Genomic DNA, 15,964 nt, shown 5'->3' on the forward strand with positions numbered 1-15,964 from the left:
GCCGCACCCACGTCCACTACCGGGACGAGGACAGCGACCGCGCTACACCACTATCGGGGACTCAACTGGACCGACCTGATCCGCGTCCAAGGCCCGGCCGACTGTCACCACGGCTCCTCGGCGAGGACGGGGGCCTCGACGAAGTGCTCCACGTTGCCGGTGGCTCTGAGGATGGTCCGCTGAGGCTGCGGCATGCCCTCGATGCCCATTCCACGGGCGACCAGGCGTGCGGCGCCCAGGTGGAGCAGCTTTTCGCCCATCCGCATCCGGCCACGGCCGGCGGCGCGGATGTTCTTGAGCCAGTCGACGTCAGGGCCGCGGTGAGCGCGAACGTGACCGTGTCGCCGGACCGGAAAGCCATGAGCGGGGTGTGGTAGACCCGCCCCGACCTTCGGCCGACGTGCTCCAGGTCGACGAACGAACCGGTGCTGGCCAGTCGGACGAGCAGCTTGTTGAGGTAGTCGCGGTTGAACGTCGTCACGCGCTTCGGGATCGGCATGGTGGCTCCCTTAGACCTCGAGCGTACGCAGGCGCCGACTGCCGCAGCGGTGGGGTCACTGCGTGAGCGGCCCACAGGCGACGACCTAGGATGAGGGGCGTGGGAGTCCATGCCCTGCTGACGGCCGCCGTGGCCGACGACGACTACAGGGACCTGTCCGTGGACGGGGTCTCGTTGTCGGCGTCCGAGCTCCTCGGCATCGTCGACGCCGAGGCGCAGGGACTGCTGGCTGAGGGGTGGCGTCCCTACGACCGCTTCCCGCTGCCCGCGCCGGACTTCACCGGCGTGCTGCGTACGGTTGCGGCCCTGACGATCGGCCTGACCCTCGATCCGCACGACGAGACGCACGGCCCGCGCGCCGGGCGACCCGCCGTCTCGCTCGAGGACGCGCGTCAGGCGTTGGCGCACGTGCGCGAGAGCACGGGGCGGCGCGAACACCCCTGGCGAGACGTCGCCGAGCACTGGTGGCTGCACGAATCGACCGAGATCGACCGGTTGCCCGCCCGGATCCCCGGACCGGCCGGCCGCCTCCTCCTCCAGCTCCGGAGACAGCCCCCGAAGAGTCAGCCACGGCCGATGGTCGAACCCGACGAACCGCCGTTCTCGGCCGGCCTGCCCGCCGTGCACGGCACGCTTCTCGTGCTGCACGAGTTCGGGCTCGCGTGCTGCGGGGTCCCCACCGCGGCGGGCGACCACCGGACCTGGCACTGGCAGGAGAGCGGTGGCATCCTCTGGGCGGGCTGCGGCCCCGCCAACGGATCAACCACGGGTGTGGTCCGGGCGATGTACGAGCTGCGTCCCCGCAACGGGGGTGCCAGTGGCGCAGCGGAGCCCGGGCCGGTCGATTGGAACAACCGGCCGCTGCCGTTCTGGCCACACCGCCAGTGCCGCGGGGACGTGGCGCTCGACGTCGAGCCGCTCCCGCTCGACTGACACGACAGATCCGCCGCAGAACGCGGCCGGTCCGCCCGAACCGGCGTTGGGCACGTCCTGCGGGTTGTCCCGACGCCCAACACCCCTCGGCGCTGACGTCCTCGCCGGTGACGGTCTTGATGATCTCCGGCCCGGTCAGGAACATGTTCGACGTCTGGTCGACCATGATCGTGAAGTCGGTGAGGGCGGGGGAGTAGACGGCGCCGCCGGCGCAGGGGCCCATGATGACCGAGATCTGCGGGATCACGCCCGAGGCCAGGACGTTGCGCACGAACACCTCGCCGTACGCGGCCAGTGAGCGTACGCCCTCTTGGACGCGCGCACCGCCGGAGTCATTGAGGCCGATGATCGGGATGCCTGAGGCGACCGCGAGGTCCTGGATGTGGGAGATCTTCTGCGACTGGACCTCGGAGAACGACCCGCCGAGCACCGTGAAGTCCTGAGCGAAGACGGCGACGCGGCGGCCGTTGATCTTGCCGAAGCCGGTGATGATGCCGTCCCCGGGGAAGTGCTTGTCGGCCATGCCGAAGTCGTTGATGTTGTGGGTGGCCAGCGCGCCGAGTTCCTGGAAGGAGCCCTCGTCGAGCAGGATCGCCAGGCGCTCGCGCGCGGTCAGTTTCCCTTTCGCGTGTTGCTGGTCGATGCGGCGCGCACCGCCGCCGGCCAGTGCCTGCTCGCGCAATTCGCGCAGGCGTGACAACTCACCAGACATGAACCCTCCGTCGTCGACGAGGTCCAGCGCGCCGCCGGACCGTTCGAAGCATGATGCTGGCGGACGAACCCGACGCTCGAATACTACTCCCTGTAGGAGCTGGATGTGAACAGGGTCCCCGGACCCACTTGCAGGTGTCAGCGGGGTGCGAGGACCTTGTTGTCGATCAGCCGCGTGTGCCCGAATCAGACGGGCCGCCGTGCGGCGTTTGGCCGACGGTCTGGGAAGACTCCGGGTGGCCAGGGGAATCAGCGGCCCCGATTGTATGTTCACCCCATATGAGCACTGTTGAGATCACGCAGGAGACGTTCGAGTCGACCATCAACGACAACGACATCGTCATCTTCGACTTCTGGGCCGACTGGTGTGGCCCCTGCAAGCAGTTCGCGCCAGTCTTCGAGGCCGCCTCGGAGCGGCACGAGGACGTCATCTTCGGCAAGATCGACACCGAGGCCCAGCAGACGCTGTCGGCGATGCTCGAGATCACGTCGATCCCCACGATCATGATCTTCCGGCAGGGCGTACCCCTGCTGATGCAGCCCGGTGCGCTGCCGCCGGCCGCGCTGGAGAACCTCATCCAGCAGGTCAAGGGGTTGGAGATGGAGACCGTCAAGAAGGAATACGCCGAGACTCTGGCCAAGCACGAGGCCGAGATGAAGAACGAGGCGGCCCAGCAGGAGTCGTCCGAGGCCTGAGCCCTGGCCGTCGCGACCACGATGCCGCCGCGGACCGATCGACGGTCCGCGGCGGCATCGTCGTTCCGGCCCACCTTTTCAGGGAGGGGGCGTGCCAGATCAGCGAAAAGTTCGCCCCGGACCCGCCATATCGGGACTCCTGAGCCAACTTTTCGCCGATTCGGCACGCCTGCCAGTGGCCCCGTCCCTGATTGAACCCTGACTTGAGCCCAGTCCGCTCAACTCTGCTTGCCATTCACTCGCCCGTGGAGGATAGTTGAGTCCGTGAGGCTCAACCCTGAGCCATTCGACTTTTCCCGCTCCGACGAAGGAGATCCATGGACACCAGCAAACTGACCACGATGAGCCGCGACGCCGTCTCGGCCGCCGTGCGCATGGCCCTCACCGAGGGAAACCCCCAGGCCGAGCCGTCGCACCTGCTGGCGGCGCTGCTCGCCATCCCCGGAAACACCTGCGCCCCGCTGCTCGAGAACGTCGGCGCCGACCCCAAGGTCGTCGAGGCCGCAGCCCAGGGAGCGATCAAGAAGCTCCCATCGACGTCTGGCAGCTCGGTGGCGAACCCGACGATGTCGGGCCCGCTGGCGCGCGTTCACGCCGAGGCCGAGACCCAGGCTCAGAAGATGGGCGACAAGTTCGTCGCCACCGAGCACCTGCTGATCGCGCTGGCGAAGGTGAAGTCGGACGCCCAGCAGCTGCTCGGCCAGCTCGGCGTGACCGACTCCAACCTCGCCAAGGCGTTCAATGAGGCCCGCGGCGACAAGCGCATCACGTCGGCCGAGGAGGAGGGCTCCAGCTCGGTGCTCGACCAGTACTCGGTCGACCTCACCGAGGTCGCCCGCTCCGGCAAGCTCGACCCCGTCATCGGCCGTGACGCCGAGATCCGCCGCGTCGTCCAGGTGTTGTCCCGGCGCACGAAGAACAATCCGGTGCTGATCGGCGAGCCCGGCGTCGGCAAGACCGCCGTCGTCGAGGGCCTGGCCCAGCGCATCGTCGCCGGCGACGTGCCGGACTCGCTGAAGGGTCGCCGCCTGGTCTCGCTCGACCTGGGTGCGATGATCGCCGGCGCGAAGTATCGCGGCGAGTTCGAGGAGCGTCTCAAGGCCGTGCTCACGGCCATCAAGGAGGCCGAGGGTCAGATCATCACGTTCATCGACGAGCTCCACACGGTCATCGGTGCAGGCAAGGCCGAGGGCTCGATGGACGCCGGCAACATGCTCAAGCCCATGCTCGCGCGTGGTGAGCTGCGCATGATCGGTGCGACGACGCTCGACGAATACCGGGAGAACATCGAGAAGGACCCGGCCTTCGAGCGGCGTTTCCAGCAGGTGTTCGTCGGCGAGCCCAGCGTCGAGGACACGATCGCGATCCTTCGCGGCCTGCGTGAGCGTTATGAGGCCCACCACAAGGTCGCCATCACCGACGGCGCGCTGGTGGCCGCCGCAACGCTGTCGAACCGCTACATCACGTCGCGCCAGTTGCCCGACAAGGCCATCGACCTCATCGATGAAGCCGCGTCGCGCCTGCGCATGGAGATCGACTCCAGCCCGGAAGAGATCGACCAGTTGCGCCGCAACGTCGACCGCATGACCATGCAGCAGCTCGCCCTCGAGAAGGAGGACGATCCGGCCTCCCGCGAGCGCCTGGCGCGCCTGCAGGAGGAGCTGGAGAACGCGAAGGAGGAGCTGCGTGCGCTCGAGGCCCGCTGGGAGTCCGAGAAGTCGGGCCTCAACAAGGTCGGCGCGCTGAAGCAGCAGATCGACGAGCTGCGCAGCGAGGCCGAGCGCGCCCAGCGCGACGGCGACCTGACGCGCGCGTCCGAGCTGCTGTACGGTCAGATCCCCGCGCTGGAGAAGCAGCTCGAGGTCGCCGACGCCGCCGAGAAGGACGCCAAGCCCATGGTCTCCGAAGACGTCACGGCCAACGACATCGCCGACGTCGTGTCGGCATGGACCGGCGTACCCGTCGGCCGCATGCTGCAGGGCGAGTCGGAGAAGTTGCTCGAGATGGAAGCCGGCCTCGGCCGGCGCCTGATCGGCCAGAAGGCGGCGGTGAAGGCCGTGTCTGATGCTGTTCGTCGCAGCCGCGCCGGCATCGCTGACCCGAACCGGCCCACGGGCTCGTTCCTGTTCCTCGGCCCGACCGGTGTCGGCAAGACCGAGTTGGCGAAGTCGTTGGCGGAGTTCCTGTTCGACGACGAGCAGGCGATGGTCCGCATCGACATGTCCGAGTACGGCGAGAAGCACTCGGTGTCACGTCTGGTCGGCGCGCCCCCCGGCTATGTGGGCTACGAGGCGGGCGGCCAGCTCACCGAGGCCGTACGCCGTCGCCCCTACTCGGTGGTGCTGCTCGACGAGGTCGAGAAGGCCCATCCCGAGGTGTTCGACGTGCTGCTGCAGGTGCTCGACGACGGCCGCCTCACCGACGGCCAGGGGCGGACGGTGGACTTCCGCAACACGATCCTGATCCTCACGTCGAACCTCGGCTCGCAGTTCCTCGCCGACGCCAAGCTCGACGACAAGACGAAGCGTGACGCGGTCATGGAGGTCGTGCGAAAGTCGTTCAAGCCGGAGTTCCTGAACCGGCTCGACGAAGTCGTCATGTTCGACCCGCTCGGCATCGAGGACCTGACCCGCATCGTCGACATCACCCTCGACCGGCTCAACCGCCGTCTGGCCGATCGGCGCATCCGCATCGAGGTGTCCGATGCGGGCAAGGAGTGGCTGGCCATGACGGGTTTCGACCCCGTCTACGGTGCACGTCCGCTGCGTCGCCTGGTGCAGTCGACGATGGAGGACCTGTTGGCCCGCCGCGTGCTCGCCGGGGAGGTCATGGACGGCGACACGGTGAAGTTCGACCTCGATGAGGACTCCGACGGTCTGGTTCTGGCCTGAGGTTTGCTGAAGAACACGCGTACGCCGGTCCCTGCGGGGCCGGCGTACGCGTGCATGGACACGGGCATGGCGTACTGGACGGCTGAAACCCCGTACGCAGGCCCTGGCGACCGGCGCGGTGCGCATCTTCATGCCACCGCGTGCGGGCGTCGGGTCAGCGACCGAACAGCTTCCCGAACAGACCCTTCTTGGGTTCGGGCTGCGCGGCCGCCGGCACGAACCGATGCACCATCACGTTGCCGTGGGCGCGGATCTGCGCGATCACGGGGGCGATCACGGCGTCGTCGGGTGGTGTCTCACCCTCGATGCCGAACATCCACGCCGCGGCCGCGTCGCCGAGCTCGAGGGGGTGGAACGGCAGCGGGTAGTCGTCGAAATCGGGGTGCTCGCCCCGCAGGAACGGCTCCTCGAACGGTAGCGGCCGCCCCATGCTGGCCTCCTCGAGGGACTCCTCCATGCCACCGTAGAGCTCGACACGCCGCTGGCCGAACGGCCCTCCGGCCACCTCGAAGCGGCACACGTCCACTACGGAATGGATGTTGAGGTCCCACCGCCCGAACCCGTCCGGCAGCGTCCACACGGCGTTGTCAAGGGTGAGGGTGTCGGCGGCGAACAGGATCGTGTCGCCCCACGTTCCGGCCCAGATCGCGTCCCCCTCGGGGTAGGTCGAGTGCGCCTCACCCATGCCGTCGTTCGCGTACCCCTCCCCGAAGAACTGCCGGACCACGGCGGCGGCGCGTTCGGGACCACCCTCGGTCAGGCCGAGGATGTCGTCGCGGGGGATGCCGGGGGAGATGGCGGAGAAGTTGCACTTGAAGCCCATACCGGAAGAGTAGGGGCTGTGGGGCCACCGACGCCGACCTGCTCAGCGGCCCGTGTTGGCCAGGCCACCGACGGCCTCGCGGACGGGCGGAGGTGTGGGTGCGGTGGCCGAAGTCGTCGCGGACGGCGTCGGGGTCGCGGTCGTCGAGGCGGTGGGGCGCACCGTGGGCCGCGGTGACACGGTCGGTGTCGGGGTCGCGCTCGGTGTCGGGGTCGCGCTCGGGGTTGGGGCCGCGCTGGGGGTTGGGGCCGCGCTCGGGGTTGGCATCGCCGTCGGACAGCCCGCGAACGGGGCGCGGCGGCCGGTGAGGAACGCCTCGAGTCCGGCGAGGTCGTCGGTGTTGATGTGGTCGACGCCGGCGCCGTACAGGGTCTGCCAGACCTGGTCGCGGGCGGGCCCGGCGGTGTCCGGCGTACCCCAGAAGCGCAAGCGGGCGCCGGCGGCGTGGGTGCGGCGGACAAGGTCGTCAAGGCGGGCGCGCTGGTCGGCGGGCATGGGGCCGTCGCCTCGCCAGGTGAACTCCGTGGCCCAGTTGCTCGAGACGAGCGGCATGAGGTCGGCGTCGGGCGGCGTGGCGAGGTCGTCCGGGCGGCCGTCGAAGAAAGCCCAGCGGTCGGTGTCGGCCTGCATGAGGTCGCGCGGGCGCTCGCCGGAGATGACGACGCGCACTGCACCGCGCACGAGGCGGCCGTCGATGACGTGGGTGAAGACGTCGGGATACGGCTGGAGCTGACGCTCGAGCGTCGCATAGCTCTGGGCCCCGAACGACTTGAAGTCGACGAGGAGTTGCAGCTCGCCGGGCCAGCAGGGGTACGCCCGCCCGCCCTGGCTGCGGACGAGTTGGGCCAGCGGTGCGAGGTAGAGGTCGTTGAGGGTGCGGCCCTGGCCGGCCTCGATCGGGTCGTGGCCGACGTAGAGCTCGTCGGCCGCGAACCAGGTGTCGGCCTCGATGCTGGTGAACCCGTGGGAGAGGGCGTCATACAGCGGGTGGTCGTGGGCGTAGTCGTTGTGCGCGTGCCCGCCGACGAATGGGCGGCCAATGGTGAACCCGGCGGGCTGCTGGCTCGGGGCGGCGTACGCCGGGGCGAGCGGTCCCAGCAGCATGACGATCAGCGCGGCGATGGCGGCGACGGGGGGACGGGTGGGGCGCATGCAGACTCCTCGGTATGGACGCGCCCAGAGGTAGCGGTTGGTGGTGAACGGCAGGTGACAGATGGGCTTCGTGACGTACGCCGACACCCTCGCGATCGTCGTCGGCGAGCGCGACACCGACGCCCAGCTCTTCCGCGTCGAGTCCGACGGCTCGCTGTCGCAGCTCGAGCTCGTCAGCATCGGGGCGGGTGCCAACTGGGTACGCGTCCTCGCCGACTGGGTCGAGAGGGCAGAGCCAGGGCCAGTATTGCTTTTGCCAATGTGTCCATCCTTGGGTTTAATGTTCCGAGTGCTGTTCGAGCGCCATCCCAAGGAGTCCCGCATGTCCCGCACGGGCCAGTTCCACGACACACCGCACGGTCTGATGACCTGCGAGTGCTGTCGCGTGCGTGATCAGCGCTGCGCCACGCTCTGACCTCCGCGCCCCCCTCACGCTGTCCCCACGATCGGGGTGCGCCGCCGCGCGCCCAACCTCAGGAGTCCCCATGAACCGTCGTCATATGCTCGCCGCCGGCATCGCCGCCACCGCGCTCGTCGTCGCCGGGTGCAACGCGAACCCGCGTACGCCCGCCACGGGTCAGACCGCCACCGCCAGCGGTGCCACCACGACCACCCCCGCCCGCGGCGGCACCCTCAAGGTGCTGTCCACGTCGAAGGAGATCCACTTCGACCCGGCGATGAGCCAGAACCTCGGCACCTCCGGCATCCATTACATCGTCCGCGGCCTCACCAGTTGGAAGACCGACCCCAAGGCGATGGCCGAACTCGCTCCCGACCTGGCCACCGACACCGGCACCACGTCCGACGGTGGACGGACGTGGAAGTTCACCTTGAAGGACGACCTCCGCTACGCCGACGGCAGCCCCATCGTCGCCGCCGACATCAAATTCGGCGTCGAGCGCTCGTTCGACGAACAGCTCCAAGGTGGTCTCGGCTACCACAAGCAGCTGCTCGTCGGCGCCCCCGGCTATCGGGGACCCGCCCAGGGCCAGCACCTCGACTCGATCGAGACTCCCGACGACAAGACGATCATCTTCCATCTCGACCGGCCGTTCGCGGACTGGCCGTGGATCACCTCGATGCCGGCCTTCGCCCCCGTCCCGGCGACCAAGGGCATGGGCATCCCGGCGTACGACCACACCCCGCCCGCCTCCGGCCCCTACCGGGTCACCGACTACAAGGTCGGCTCGAAGGTCGTCCTCGAGCGCAACCCTCACTGGAAGGCCGAGACCGACCCGGTGCGGCCCGCGTACCCCGACCGCATCGAATACGAGATGGGCCTCAACTCCGAGACCGCCGGCCAGCGCATGGCCGCCGACCAGGGCGATGACAAGAACGCCACCGGTCCCAGCGTGAACGCATCGCTGATCACCCGCATCAACGCCGACCCGAAGCTCAAGGAGCGCGTCTACGTCTCCCCGTCGGGACAGATGACCTTCCTGGTGATGAACACCTCGCGCCCCGGCCTCAGCGACATCAAGGTGCGCCGGGCCATCCAGTACGCCATCAACAAGCAGCAGATCCAGACCATCGCCGGCGGCCCGGTCTACGGCGGTGACATCGCCACCACGTTGCTGCCCCCGGGCGTCTACGGCCACGAGAAGTTCGACCTCTACCCCGCCGCGCCCACCGGCGACCAGGCCAAGGCCAAGGAGGTCCTCGCCGGAGCTCAGGTGCCGAAGCTCACCCTGGCCATCGACTCGGCGAAGACGGCCCAGGGCAACCAGGCCGCTTCCATCGCCAACGACCTGAAGGCCATCGGGATCGAGGTCCAGATCGTCCCCCAGGATGCGGACAAGCTCAGCGACACCCAGACCAAGACCGGCGACTTCGACCTCACCCTGGCCGGGTGGCAGGCCGACTTCCCCTCCGCGTACGCCGCACTGCAGCCGCTGATCGCCAGTTCCGAGATCGGCAACGGCGGCTACAACATGGCACGGCTGTCCGACCCGAAGATCGATCAGGCGATCGCCGAGGCGTCCGGTGTGCTCGACGCCGCCGCCGCGCAGAAGAAGTGGGCGGAGATCGATCGGGCTGCCATGGAACTGGCTCCCGTCGTGCCGCTGATCTACTCGAAGAACGCGTTCATCTACGGCTCGAATGTCGGCGGTTCTTACGTGCCCCTCTACCCCAGCTACACCAACGCACTCGTCCAGGGTCTGAAGAAGCCGTGAGCGGGGAGGCGACCTCCGAGCACGCACCGACCCGGACCCCGGGGTCCCCGAACGCAGCGAGCGGGGGCGCGACGGGCCCACGCACCACACGCGGGACCGTACGCAGCCGCCTGCTGCGGGCCCGCCAGTTCCATGTCGGTGCGGTCTGCCTGACCTCCGTCGCGCTGGTCGGACTGTTCGCGCCCCTCATCACCGCCCTCACCGGGCAGGACCCCGCCACGTTCGACTCGACGGCGATCGACGCCGCGTCGGGCGGTGTCCCCATCGGCCCGTTCGGCGGTGTTTCGTCGCGGCACCTGCTGGGTGTCGAACCCGGCACCGGGCGCGACCTGCTGGCGCTCATCGCCCACGGCATCCGCACCTCCATCGGCATCGCGGCCGGGGCGACGATCTTCGCCCTGGCCATTGGGGTGACCGTCGGCCTGCTCGCCGGCTATTGCGGCGGCTGGGTCGAGGCCGTGCTGGGACGGTTCGTCGACTTCATGTTCGGCTTCCCGAGCCTGCTGTTTCTCATCGCCATCCAGCTGATCGTGCCGCCGGACTTCCCCAAGCCGGTGCTGATCATTCTGGCGCTGGCCGCGTTCGGCTGGGCGGCGACCGCGCGCCTGGTCGGCGGGCAGGCCAAGGTCATCGCCGCCCGCGACTACGTCACCGCCGCCCGCGCCACCGGTGCCACCCATCGGGACATACTGGTCGGTGAGATCCTGCCGAACCTCGTGTCGACGGTGATCGTCGTGGCCGCGCTGAAGTTCCCCGCGTTCGTCGCCACCGGTGCCGGGTTGAGCTTCCTCGGGATCGGGGTGGGGCCGCAGACCCCCGAACTCGGCCGCCTCATCGGCAATTCCATCACGTGGACCTACACCGGGGCCGACATCTGGTATCTGCTGTTCCCGGGGGCCGCACTGCTGCTGATCGTGCTCGGCTCGATGCTCGTCGGCGACGCGCTGCGGGATGCCTACGACGTGAAGACCGAGGAGGTCTGATGCTGCGCTTCGTCGCCCAACGGGTCGCCGCCTCCGCGCTGATCCTGCTCGCCATCTCGCTCGCGGTCTATCTGCTGTTCTACTCCGTCGGCGAGCCCGCCCAGATCATGTGCGGACGGCCCTGCTACCCCGATCGGCTCGAGCAGGTCAAGGCCTTCATGCAGACCGACAAGCCGGCGCTGCAGCAGTGGTTCGACTTCCTTCGTGGGCTGGTCGCCGGTCGGACGTTCGGGACCGGACCCGAGGCCGTCGCCTGCGACGCCCCGTGCTTCGGGTTCTCGTTCGACCTCCGCCAGCCCGTCACCGCGCTCATCCTCGAACGGCTGCCCATCACCGCGGCCATCGCACTCGGCGCGATCGTCGTCGCCGTCGCTATGGGCATGAGCGGTGGCATCGTCGCCGCCCTGCGACGCAACCGCCCGTTCGACCATCTCGTACGCGGCCTCTCGCTGCTCGTCCTCGCCACACCCACCTACCTGTTCGGCCTGTTGGCGCTGCTGGTGTTCGGGTTCGCCCTGAACATGGTGCCCGTCTCCGGCTATGTCCCGTTCGCCGAGTCGCCGATCGACTGGGCGTGGCACCTGGTCACCCCCTGGCTGGTCCTGGGCACGATCTTCGCCGCCAGCTACCTGCGATTCGCGCGCAACCAGATGCTCGACGAGCTCGGCGCCGACCACCTGCTCGCCCTGCGGGCCACGGGAGCGCCCCGGCGTACCGTGCTGCGGTCGGCGCGGCGCGGCGTATGGGTGCCGATCGTGACGATGGTCGGGCTGGACATCGCCGGTCTGCTCGGCGGCGCGATCTTCACCGAACGCGTCTTCGGCATCCACGGTCTCGGTGAACTGCTCATCGAGGCGGTGAGCCGCCGCGACCTCGGCCTGGTCGTCGGCACCGCGCTGTTCGGAGCGGCCCTGGTCATCGTCGCCAACCTTGTCGTGGACATCGTCCATGGCCTGATCGATCCGAGGATCCGTCGTGCCTGACCGCCCCCACATCCCGGCGTCCGCCGCCCACGCCGCGAAGTCCGACCTCCTTGCGAAGTCCGAGGAGGCCGTGCTGCGCGTACGCGATCTGCGCGTCACCTACGGGACCACCACCGCAGTGGCCGGCGTCTCCCTGGACGTGCGCGCCGGGGAGGTGCTCGGCGTCGTCGGCGAGTCGGGGTCGGGCAAATCGACGATCGGGCTCGCCGCACTCGGCCTGCTGCCACCGACCGCGCGGGTCAGCGGCGAGGTCCTCGTCGGTGACCACGAGATGGTCGGGCTGCCCGAGCGGGCGCGGGAGGGCGTACGCGGTGGTGAGATCGCCATGGTGTTCCAGGACGCGCTCGCCGCACTGAACCCCTACCGCACGGTCGGCCAGCAGATCGCCGACGCCCACCGGCTGCGCCACCCGGTCAGTGCGGCCGCCGCCCGCGCCCGAGCCGTAGAGATGCTGGGACGGGTCGGCCTGAGCGATCCCGAGACGCAGGTCGAGCGCTACCCTCACGAGTTCTCCGGGGGGATGCGACAACGCGCCATGATCGCCATGGCCGTCGTCAACGAGCCGCGCGTACTGATCGCCGACGAACCCACGACCGCGCTCGACGTGACCGTCCAGGGCCAGGTGCTGCAGTTGTTGCGCGAACTCGTCGACGATCTCGGCATGGCGATGCTGCTCGTCACCCACGACCTCGGCGTCGTCGCCGAGACCGCCGACCGGGTCGCGGTGATGCGCGGTGGGGAAGTGGTCGAGACCGGGCCCGTCGCCCAGGTGTTCACGCAGACCGCCCACCCCTACACCCGCGCGCTGCGCGACGCCACGCCGCGTATCGACGTGCCCGCACCGCCGCCTCGGGCGGTCGACGACGACGTGGTGCTGCGGCTGACGGGGGTCTCGAAGACCTTCCGCTCGCGTCGGGGCCTGCTGGGTCGGGGCGTGGAGACGCGCGCGGCACAGGACGTGTCCTTGGAGGTACGTCGCGGCGAGACCGTCGCGCTCGTCGGCGAGTCGGGGTCCGGCAAGTCGACGGTGTCCCGGATCGCGCTGCGTCTGGTCGATCCGGACGCCGGACGGATCGAGTTCCGTGGGCAGGACATCACCGGGTGGTCCCAGACGCGGCTGCGACCACAACGTCGCCACATGGCGATGATCTTCCAGGACCCCTATTCATCGCTCAACCCACGGCACCGCGTGGGCCAGATCCTTGGTCGCGCCGCCCGTGTCCACGGCCTCGACGCGAGCCCCTCACGGATCGCCGGGCTGCTGGAACAGGTGGGTCTCGATCCGGCGTACGCGGAGCGATACCCGCACCAGTTCTCCGGCGGCCAACGGCAACGCATCGGCATCGCGCGGGCGCTGGCGACCCAACCCTCGCTGCTGATCGCCGACGAGCCCGTCTCGGCCCTCGACGTCTCGATCCGGGCCCAGGTCATGGACCTGCTGGCACGGCTGCGCGACGAGGAGAACCTCGCGCTGCTGCTGGTCTCGCACGACCTGTCGGTGGTGAAGTCCGTCGCCGACCGCGTGGCGGTGATGCGCGCCGGGCAGATCGTGGAGCAGGGGACCGTGGCCGAGGTGTACGGGCAGCCGCAGGAGGCGTACACGCGGGGGCTGTTGGCGGCCGTGCCGTCGCTGGTGCCGGTGCGCTGACCGGCGTTCTTCCCGCCGCTGATTCGTGCTGCACAGCGGGCCGCCGAGGAGCATGGCCTGACCGTGATGGTCGTCGAGACCAACTCCGATCCCGAGCGGGAACGCCGTCTTCTCGCCTCACTGATGCCACATTGCGAGGGACTCGTGATGGGCTCCCCGCGCCTGCCTGCCGCGGAACTCCAGCAGATCGCCGAGATGACGCGGCTCGTTCTGATCAACAATGACACCGACGGCGTCGCGCGCGTGCTGTTGTCATCGTCCCAGGCGCTGCACGAGGCCATCGCCCGATTCGCCGACGCGGGGGCGCGCCGGTTCACCTATGTCGGTGGACCGACCCGGTCGTGGTCTCAGCACGAGCGCAGCCGAGCCGTCGCAGAAGGCACCGTTGAGCGTGGCTTCGCCGTCGAGTTCCTCCAGGTCGAGGCCGGAACGTACGCGCAGACTCGTGCCATCGTGGGCGACCAGGCCCCCGATTCCGATGTCATCATCGCCTTCGACGACATCATCGCCTGCGGAGTGTTGGACGGCCTCGGCGACGCCGGGCTGCGCATCCCCGGCGACGTCCGGCTGCTGGGGTGTGATGATGCGCTTCCCGTGCGCACCCGGCCACGGTTGTCAACCATCCAGCTTCCCACCGCATACGCCGTCCAGGAGGCCGTCGGGTTGCTCGTCGAGATGGCGGGACCCATGCGTGCCGAGGCCCGGATCGTCTGCCACGGCGTGCTTCGACTCCGGGAAACCTGAAACCGGCCCTCGGCATTCTCGGCTGAAGGATTCGAGCGGTTCAGCAGAGCTGAGACCGATTGCATGCACGCGGGAACGACACGCCGGCTCAACGGATCGGGGGCACCGGTTGGGTGCGATCGGGATCGGTCTTCCTGGGTGGCGAGTCAGGCCTGGTCGGCGTACTCCTCGGCATCGGTGTCGACGCCGGTGGGGTCCCAGCGGATCAACGCGATGGACAGCAAGCCGAGCAGCGGGAAGATCAGGATCACCCAGAACACGCCGGTCTTCAGCGACGCGGCCAGGATCGGGAAGCCGACGAGCGACACGATCGAGAACACCCGCTTGACGCCCTCGTTGAAGCCGACGCCCACGCCGCGGAGGCTGGACGGGTAGCTGAGGGTCGCGTACGCCATCAGAGTGGCGCCCGGGCCGCCCGCCTGGGCGAAGATGAACAGCGCGAGCATCGCCACCGCGACGTAGACGATCGCGCCTTTCGGCGCGCCGATGAGAGCCATGGCAGCGAGCGCGACGGCCTGCAGGCCGAACCCGATCAGGGTCTCGCGGCGGGCGCCGATCTTCGACACGATGCTGACGCCGATCAGGCCGCCGGCCACGCCGAACACGAGGTTGATGACGAGCGACGACGTGATCGTGATGAGGGGGCCGCGGCCGAGCAGCTCGGAGATGATCAGCGGCGTCCCGTACGCGACGGCGTTGTAGCCGAACGTCGAGAACACGCTGACGCAGAGCGCGGCGATGGTGCGCATGCGGTAGCGCGGCGACCAGAGACGGGCGAAGGCGTTGGTGCGGCGGACGGGGGTGGGGGCCGCCGAGGCGTCGGGGGCCAGCTCGGCGTCGATGCCGTACGAGCTGCGCAGCACGTCGACCGCGCCGCGCAGGTCGCCCTGGTTGGCGAGCCACTGCGGGGACTCCTGCAGGAAGCGGCGGCGGACGATCAGCACGACCAGGGCCGGCACCGCGCCGAAGCCGACGACCCAGCGCCACAGGTGGGGCTGGTGGGCGGCGGGCAGGGTGAGGAACAGGACGAGCACGACGACATAGCCGATGCCCGTGGCGGCGTACCAGGCCGGCGACCAGGCGTTGACGCGCTGGGAGCGGTTGCCCTTGCCGCGCAGCGACGAGAACTCGGCGAGGAAGGCCATGGCGACGGGGAGGTCGAGGCCGACGCCGATGCCCATGATGAACCGGAAGAAGATCAGCACCCACTCGTTCGGGGCGAGCGCGCAGCCGATCGCGGCGACCACGAAGAAGATCATGTCGGCGGTGAACAGCTTGTAGCGTCCCAGCTTGTCGACCAGCCAGCCGCCCACCGTCGCGCCGACGACGGAGCCGGCCATGATCGCCGCATTCACCAGGCCGGTCATGAAGCCGTTGAGCCCGAACTGCTTCTTGATCTCGGTGATGCCGAAGGCGAGCGAGCTGAAGTCGTACGCGTCCATGAAGATCCCGCCGAGCGCGAGGATCACCACGCCGAGCGCGCCGCGCTGGGGCGTCGTGCGGTCGGCGACGAGGCGGGCGACGTCGGCGGGCGTGCGGACGACGGGGCGATGGGTGTCGGTCTGGGTCACGGGTCCAAGGGTGGGGGCTGTCGCGAACGCGACCGCGCGCCGACCAGATGGCAAGACGCGGTCCTATGAGAATATTCGTTCTTGCTATGGAGGCGTGATGGGGGGACGCCCCGGATAGACTCCACGGCTCCACAGCAGTGGCCCGCGACGAATGGA

General features: G+C 69.2%; 13 protein-coding genes and 1 pseudogene. 9 read left to right on the plus strand and 5 right to left on the minus strand.

Features of this window, described 5'->3' with window-relative positions:
- Nucleotides 1–104: 104 nt before the first annotated feature.
- On the minus strand, nt 105–260 hold the full coding sequence (locus ACYVGD_RS03550; protein WP_460741612.1) for a hypothetical protein: 156 nt from the start codon (nt 258–260) through the stop codon (nt 105–107).
- A gap of 338 nt (nt 261–598) precedes the next feature.
- Here ACYVGD_RS03550 and ACYVGD_RS03555 point away from each other — a divergent pair, with 338 nt between their 5' ends.
- Nucleotides 599–1,432, plus strand: a complete 834-nt coding sequence (locus ACYVGD_RS03555) for a hypothetical protein (protein WP_460741759.1) — start codon at nt 599–601, stop codon at nt 1,430–1,432.
- Nucleotides 1,433–1,517: 85 nt separating this feature from the next.
- Here ACYVGD_RS03555 and ACYVGD_RS03560 read toward each other — a convergent pair.
- Nucleotides 1,518–2,144: pseudogene (locus ACYVGD_RS03560) on the minus strand (carboxyl transferase domain-containing protein); the annotation flags it as partial.
- 278 nt (nt 2,145–2,422) lie between these two features.
- Between ACYVGD_RS03560 and trxA the strand changes: the two are divergent.
- Together trxA and clpB are read left to right on the plus strand one after the other, a co-directional pair.
- Nucleotides 2,423–2,839, plus strand: coding sequence for a thioredoxin (gene trxA / locus ACYVGD_RS03565; protein WP_460741613.1), 417 nt, complete (start codon nt 2,423–2,425; stop codon nt 2,837–2,839).
- Nucleotides 2,840–3,156: 317 nt separating this feature from the next.
- Nucleotides 3,157–5,730 (plus strand): ATP-dependent chaperone ClpB, encoded by a 2,574-nt coding sequence (clpB, locus tag ACYVGD_RS03570; RefSeq protein ID WP_460741614.1) that lies wholly within the window; start codon nt 3,157–3,159, stop codon nt 5,728–5,730.
- 154 nt (nt 5,731–5,884) lie between these two features.
- On the opposite strand, the gene ACYVGD_RS03575 is transcribed toward clpB, so the two are convergent.
- Both ACYVGD_RS03575 and ACYVGD_RS03580 read right to left on the minus strand, forming a co-directional pair.
- Nucleotides 5,885–6,553, minus strand: a complete 669-nt coding sequence (locus ACYVGD_RS03575; protein ID WP_460741615.1) for a DUF6928 family protein — start codon at nt 6,551–6,553, stop codon at nt 5,885–5,887.
- 42 nt (nt 6,554–6,595) lie between these two features.
- Nucleotides 6,596–7,705, minus strand: a complete 1,110-nt coding sequence (locus tag ACYVGD_RS03580) for a phosphatidylinositol-specific phospholipase C/glycerophosphodiester phosphodiesterase family protein (RefSeq protein ID WP_460741616.1) — start codon at nt 7,703–7,705, stop codon at nt 6,596–6,598.
- A 61-nt stretch (nt 7,706–7,766) separates the two neighbouring features.
- Between ACYVGD_RS03580 and ACYVGD_RS03585 the strand changes: the two genes are divergently transcribed.
- The 6 genes from ACYVGD_RS03585 (at nt 7,767) to ACYVGD_RS03610 (ending at nt 14,237) form a co-directional block, all read left to right on the plus strand.
- Complete coding sequence (locus ACYVGD_RS03585) at nt 7,767–8,120, plus strand: hypothetical protein (protein ID WP_460741617.1); 354 nt, start codon at nt 7,767–7,769, stop codon at nt 8,118–8,120.
- A 70-nt stretch (nt 8,121–8,190) separates the two neighbouring features.
- Nucleotides 8,191–9,879: an ABC transporter substrate-binding protein gene (locus tag ACYVGD_RS03590; protein ID WP_460741618.1), complete on the plus strand. Its 1,689-nt coding sequence runs from the start codon at nt 8,191–8,193 to the stop codon at nt 9,877–9,879.
- Nucleotides 9,876–10,862 carry an ABC transporter permease gene (locus ACYVGD_RS03595; RefSeq protein WP_460741619.1) on the plus strand — a complete coding sequence of 329 codons (987 nt, stop codon included), beginning with the start codon at nt 9,876–9,878 and terminating at the stop codon, nt 10,860–10,862. Before ACYVGD_RS03590 ends, ACYVGD_RS03595 begins: the two co-directional genes overlap by 4 nt.
- The gene (locus tag ACYVGD_RS03600) at nt 10,862–11,845 is read left to right on the plus strand and encodes an ABC transporter permease (RefSeq protein ID WP_460741620.1); all 984 of its coding nucleotides are present in this window, start codon (nt 10,862–10,864) and stop codon (nt 11,843–11,845) included. The genes ACYVGD_RS03595 and ACYVGD_RS03600 overlap by 1 nt, the downstream gene beginning before the upstream one ends.
- Nucleotides 11,838–13,493 carry a dipeptide ABC transporter ATP-binding protein gene (locus tag ACYVGD_RS03605; protein ID WP_460741621.1) on the plus strand — a complete coding sequence of 552 codons (1,656 nt, stop codon included), beginning with the start codon at nt 11,838–11,840 and terminating at the stop codon, nt 13,491–13,493. The genes ACYVGD_RS03600 and ACYVGD_RS03605 overlap by 8 nt, the downstream gene beginning before the upstream one ends.
- Nucleotides 13,494–13,511: 18 nt before the next feature.
- Nucleotides 13,512–14,237, plus strand: a complete 726-nt coding sequence (locus ACYVGD_RS03610) for a LacI family DNA-binding transcriptional regulator (protein WP_460741751.1) — start codon at nt 13,512–13,514, stop codon at nt 14,235–14,237.
- Between the two features lie 146 nt (nt 14,238–14,383).
- Here ACYVGD_RS03610 and ACYVGD_RS03615 read toward each other — a convergent pair whose 3' ends face one another.
- Nucleotides 14,384–15,808, minus strand: coding sequence for an MFS transporter (locus ACYVGD_RS03615; protein WP_460741622.1), 1,425 nt, complete (start codon nt 15,806–15,808; stop codon nt 14,384–14,386).
- Between the last annotated feature and the right edge of the window lie 156 nt (nt 15,809–15,964).

The organism is Mariniluteicoccus endophyticus (assembly GCF_054780035.1).

What these genes read in the sequence shown, in the direction of transcription:
- clpB (WP_460741614.1), top strand. Translation starts at nt 3,157, where the DNA reads ATGGACACCAGCAAACTGACCACGATGAGCCGCGACGCCGTCTCGGCC.
- ACYVGD_RS03590 (WP_460741618.1), top strand. Translation starts at nt 8,191, where the DNA reads ATGAACCGTCGTCATATGCTCGCCGCCGGCATCGCCGCCACCGCGCTC.
- ACYVGD_RS03580 (WP_460741616.1), bottom strand. Translation starts at nt 7,705, where the DNA reads ATGCGCCCCACCCGTCCCCCCGTCGCCGCCATCGCCGCGCTGATCGTC.
- ACYVGD_RS03585 (WP_460741617.1), top strand. Translation starts at nt 7,767, where the DNA reads ATGGGCTTCGTGACGTACGCCGACACCCTCGCGATCGTCGTCGGCGAG.
- ACYVGD_RS03550 (WP_460741612.1), bottom strand. Translation starts at nt 260, where the DNA reads ATGGGCGAAAAGCTGCTCCACCTGGGCGCCGCACGCCTGGTCGCCCGT.
- ACYVGD_RS03575 (WP_460741615.1), bottom strand. Translation starts at nt 6,553, where the DNA reads ATGGGCTTCAAGTGCAACTTCTCCGCCATCTCCCCCGGCATCCCCCGC.
- trxA (WP_460741613.1), top strand. Translation starts at nt 2,423, where the DNA reads ATGAGCACTGTTGAGATCACGCAGGAGACGTTCGAGTCGACCATCAAC.
- ACYVGD_RS03600 (WP_460741620.1), top strand. Translation starts at nt 10,862, where the DNA reads ATGCTGCGCTTCGTCGCCCAACGGGTCGCCGCCTCCGCGCTGATCCTG.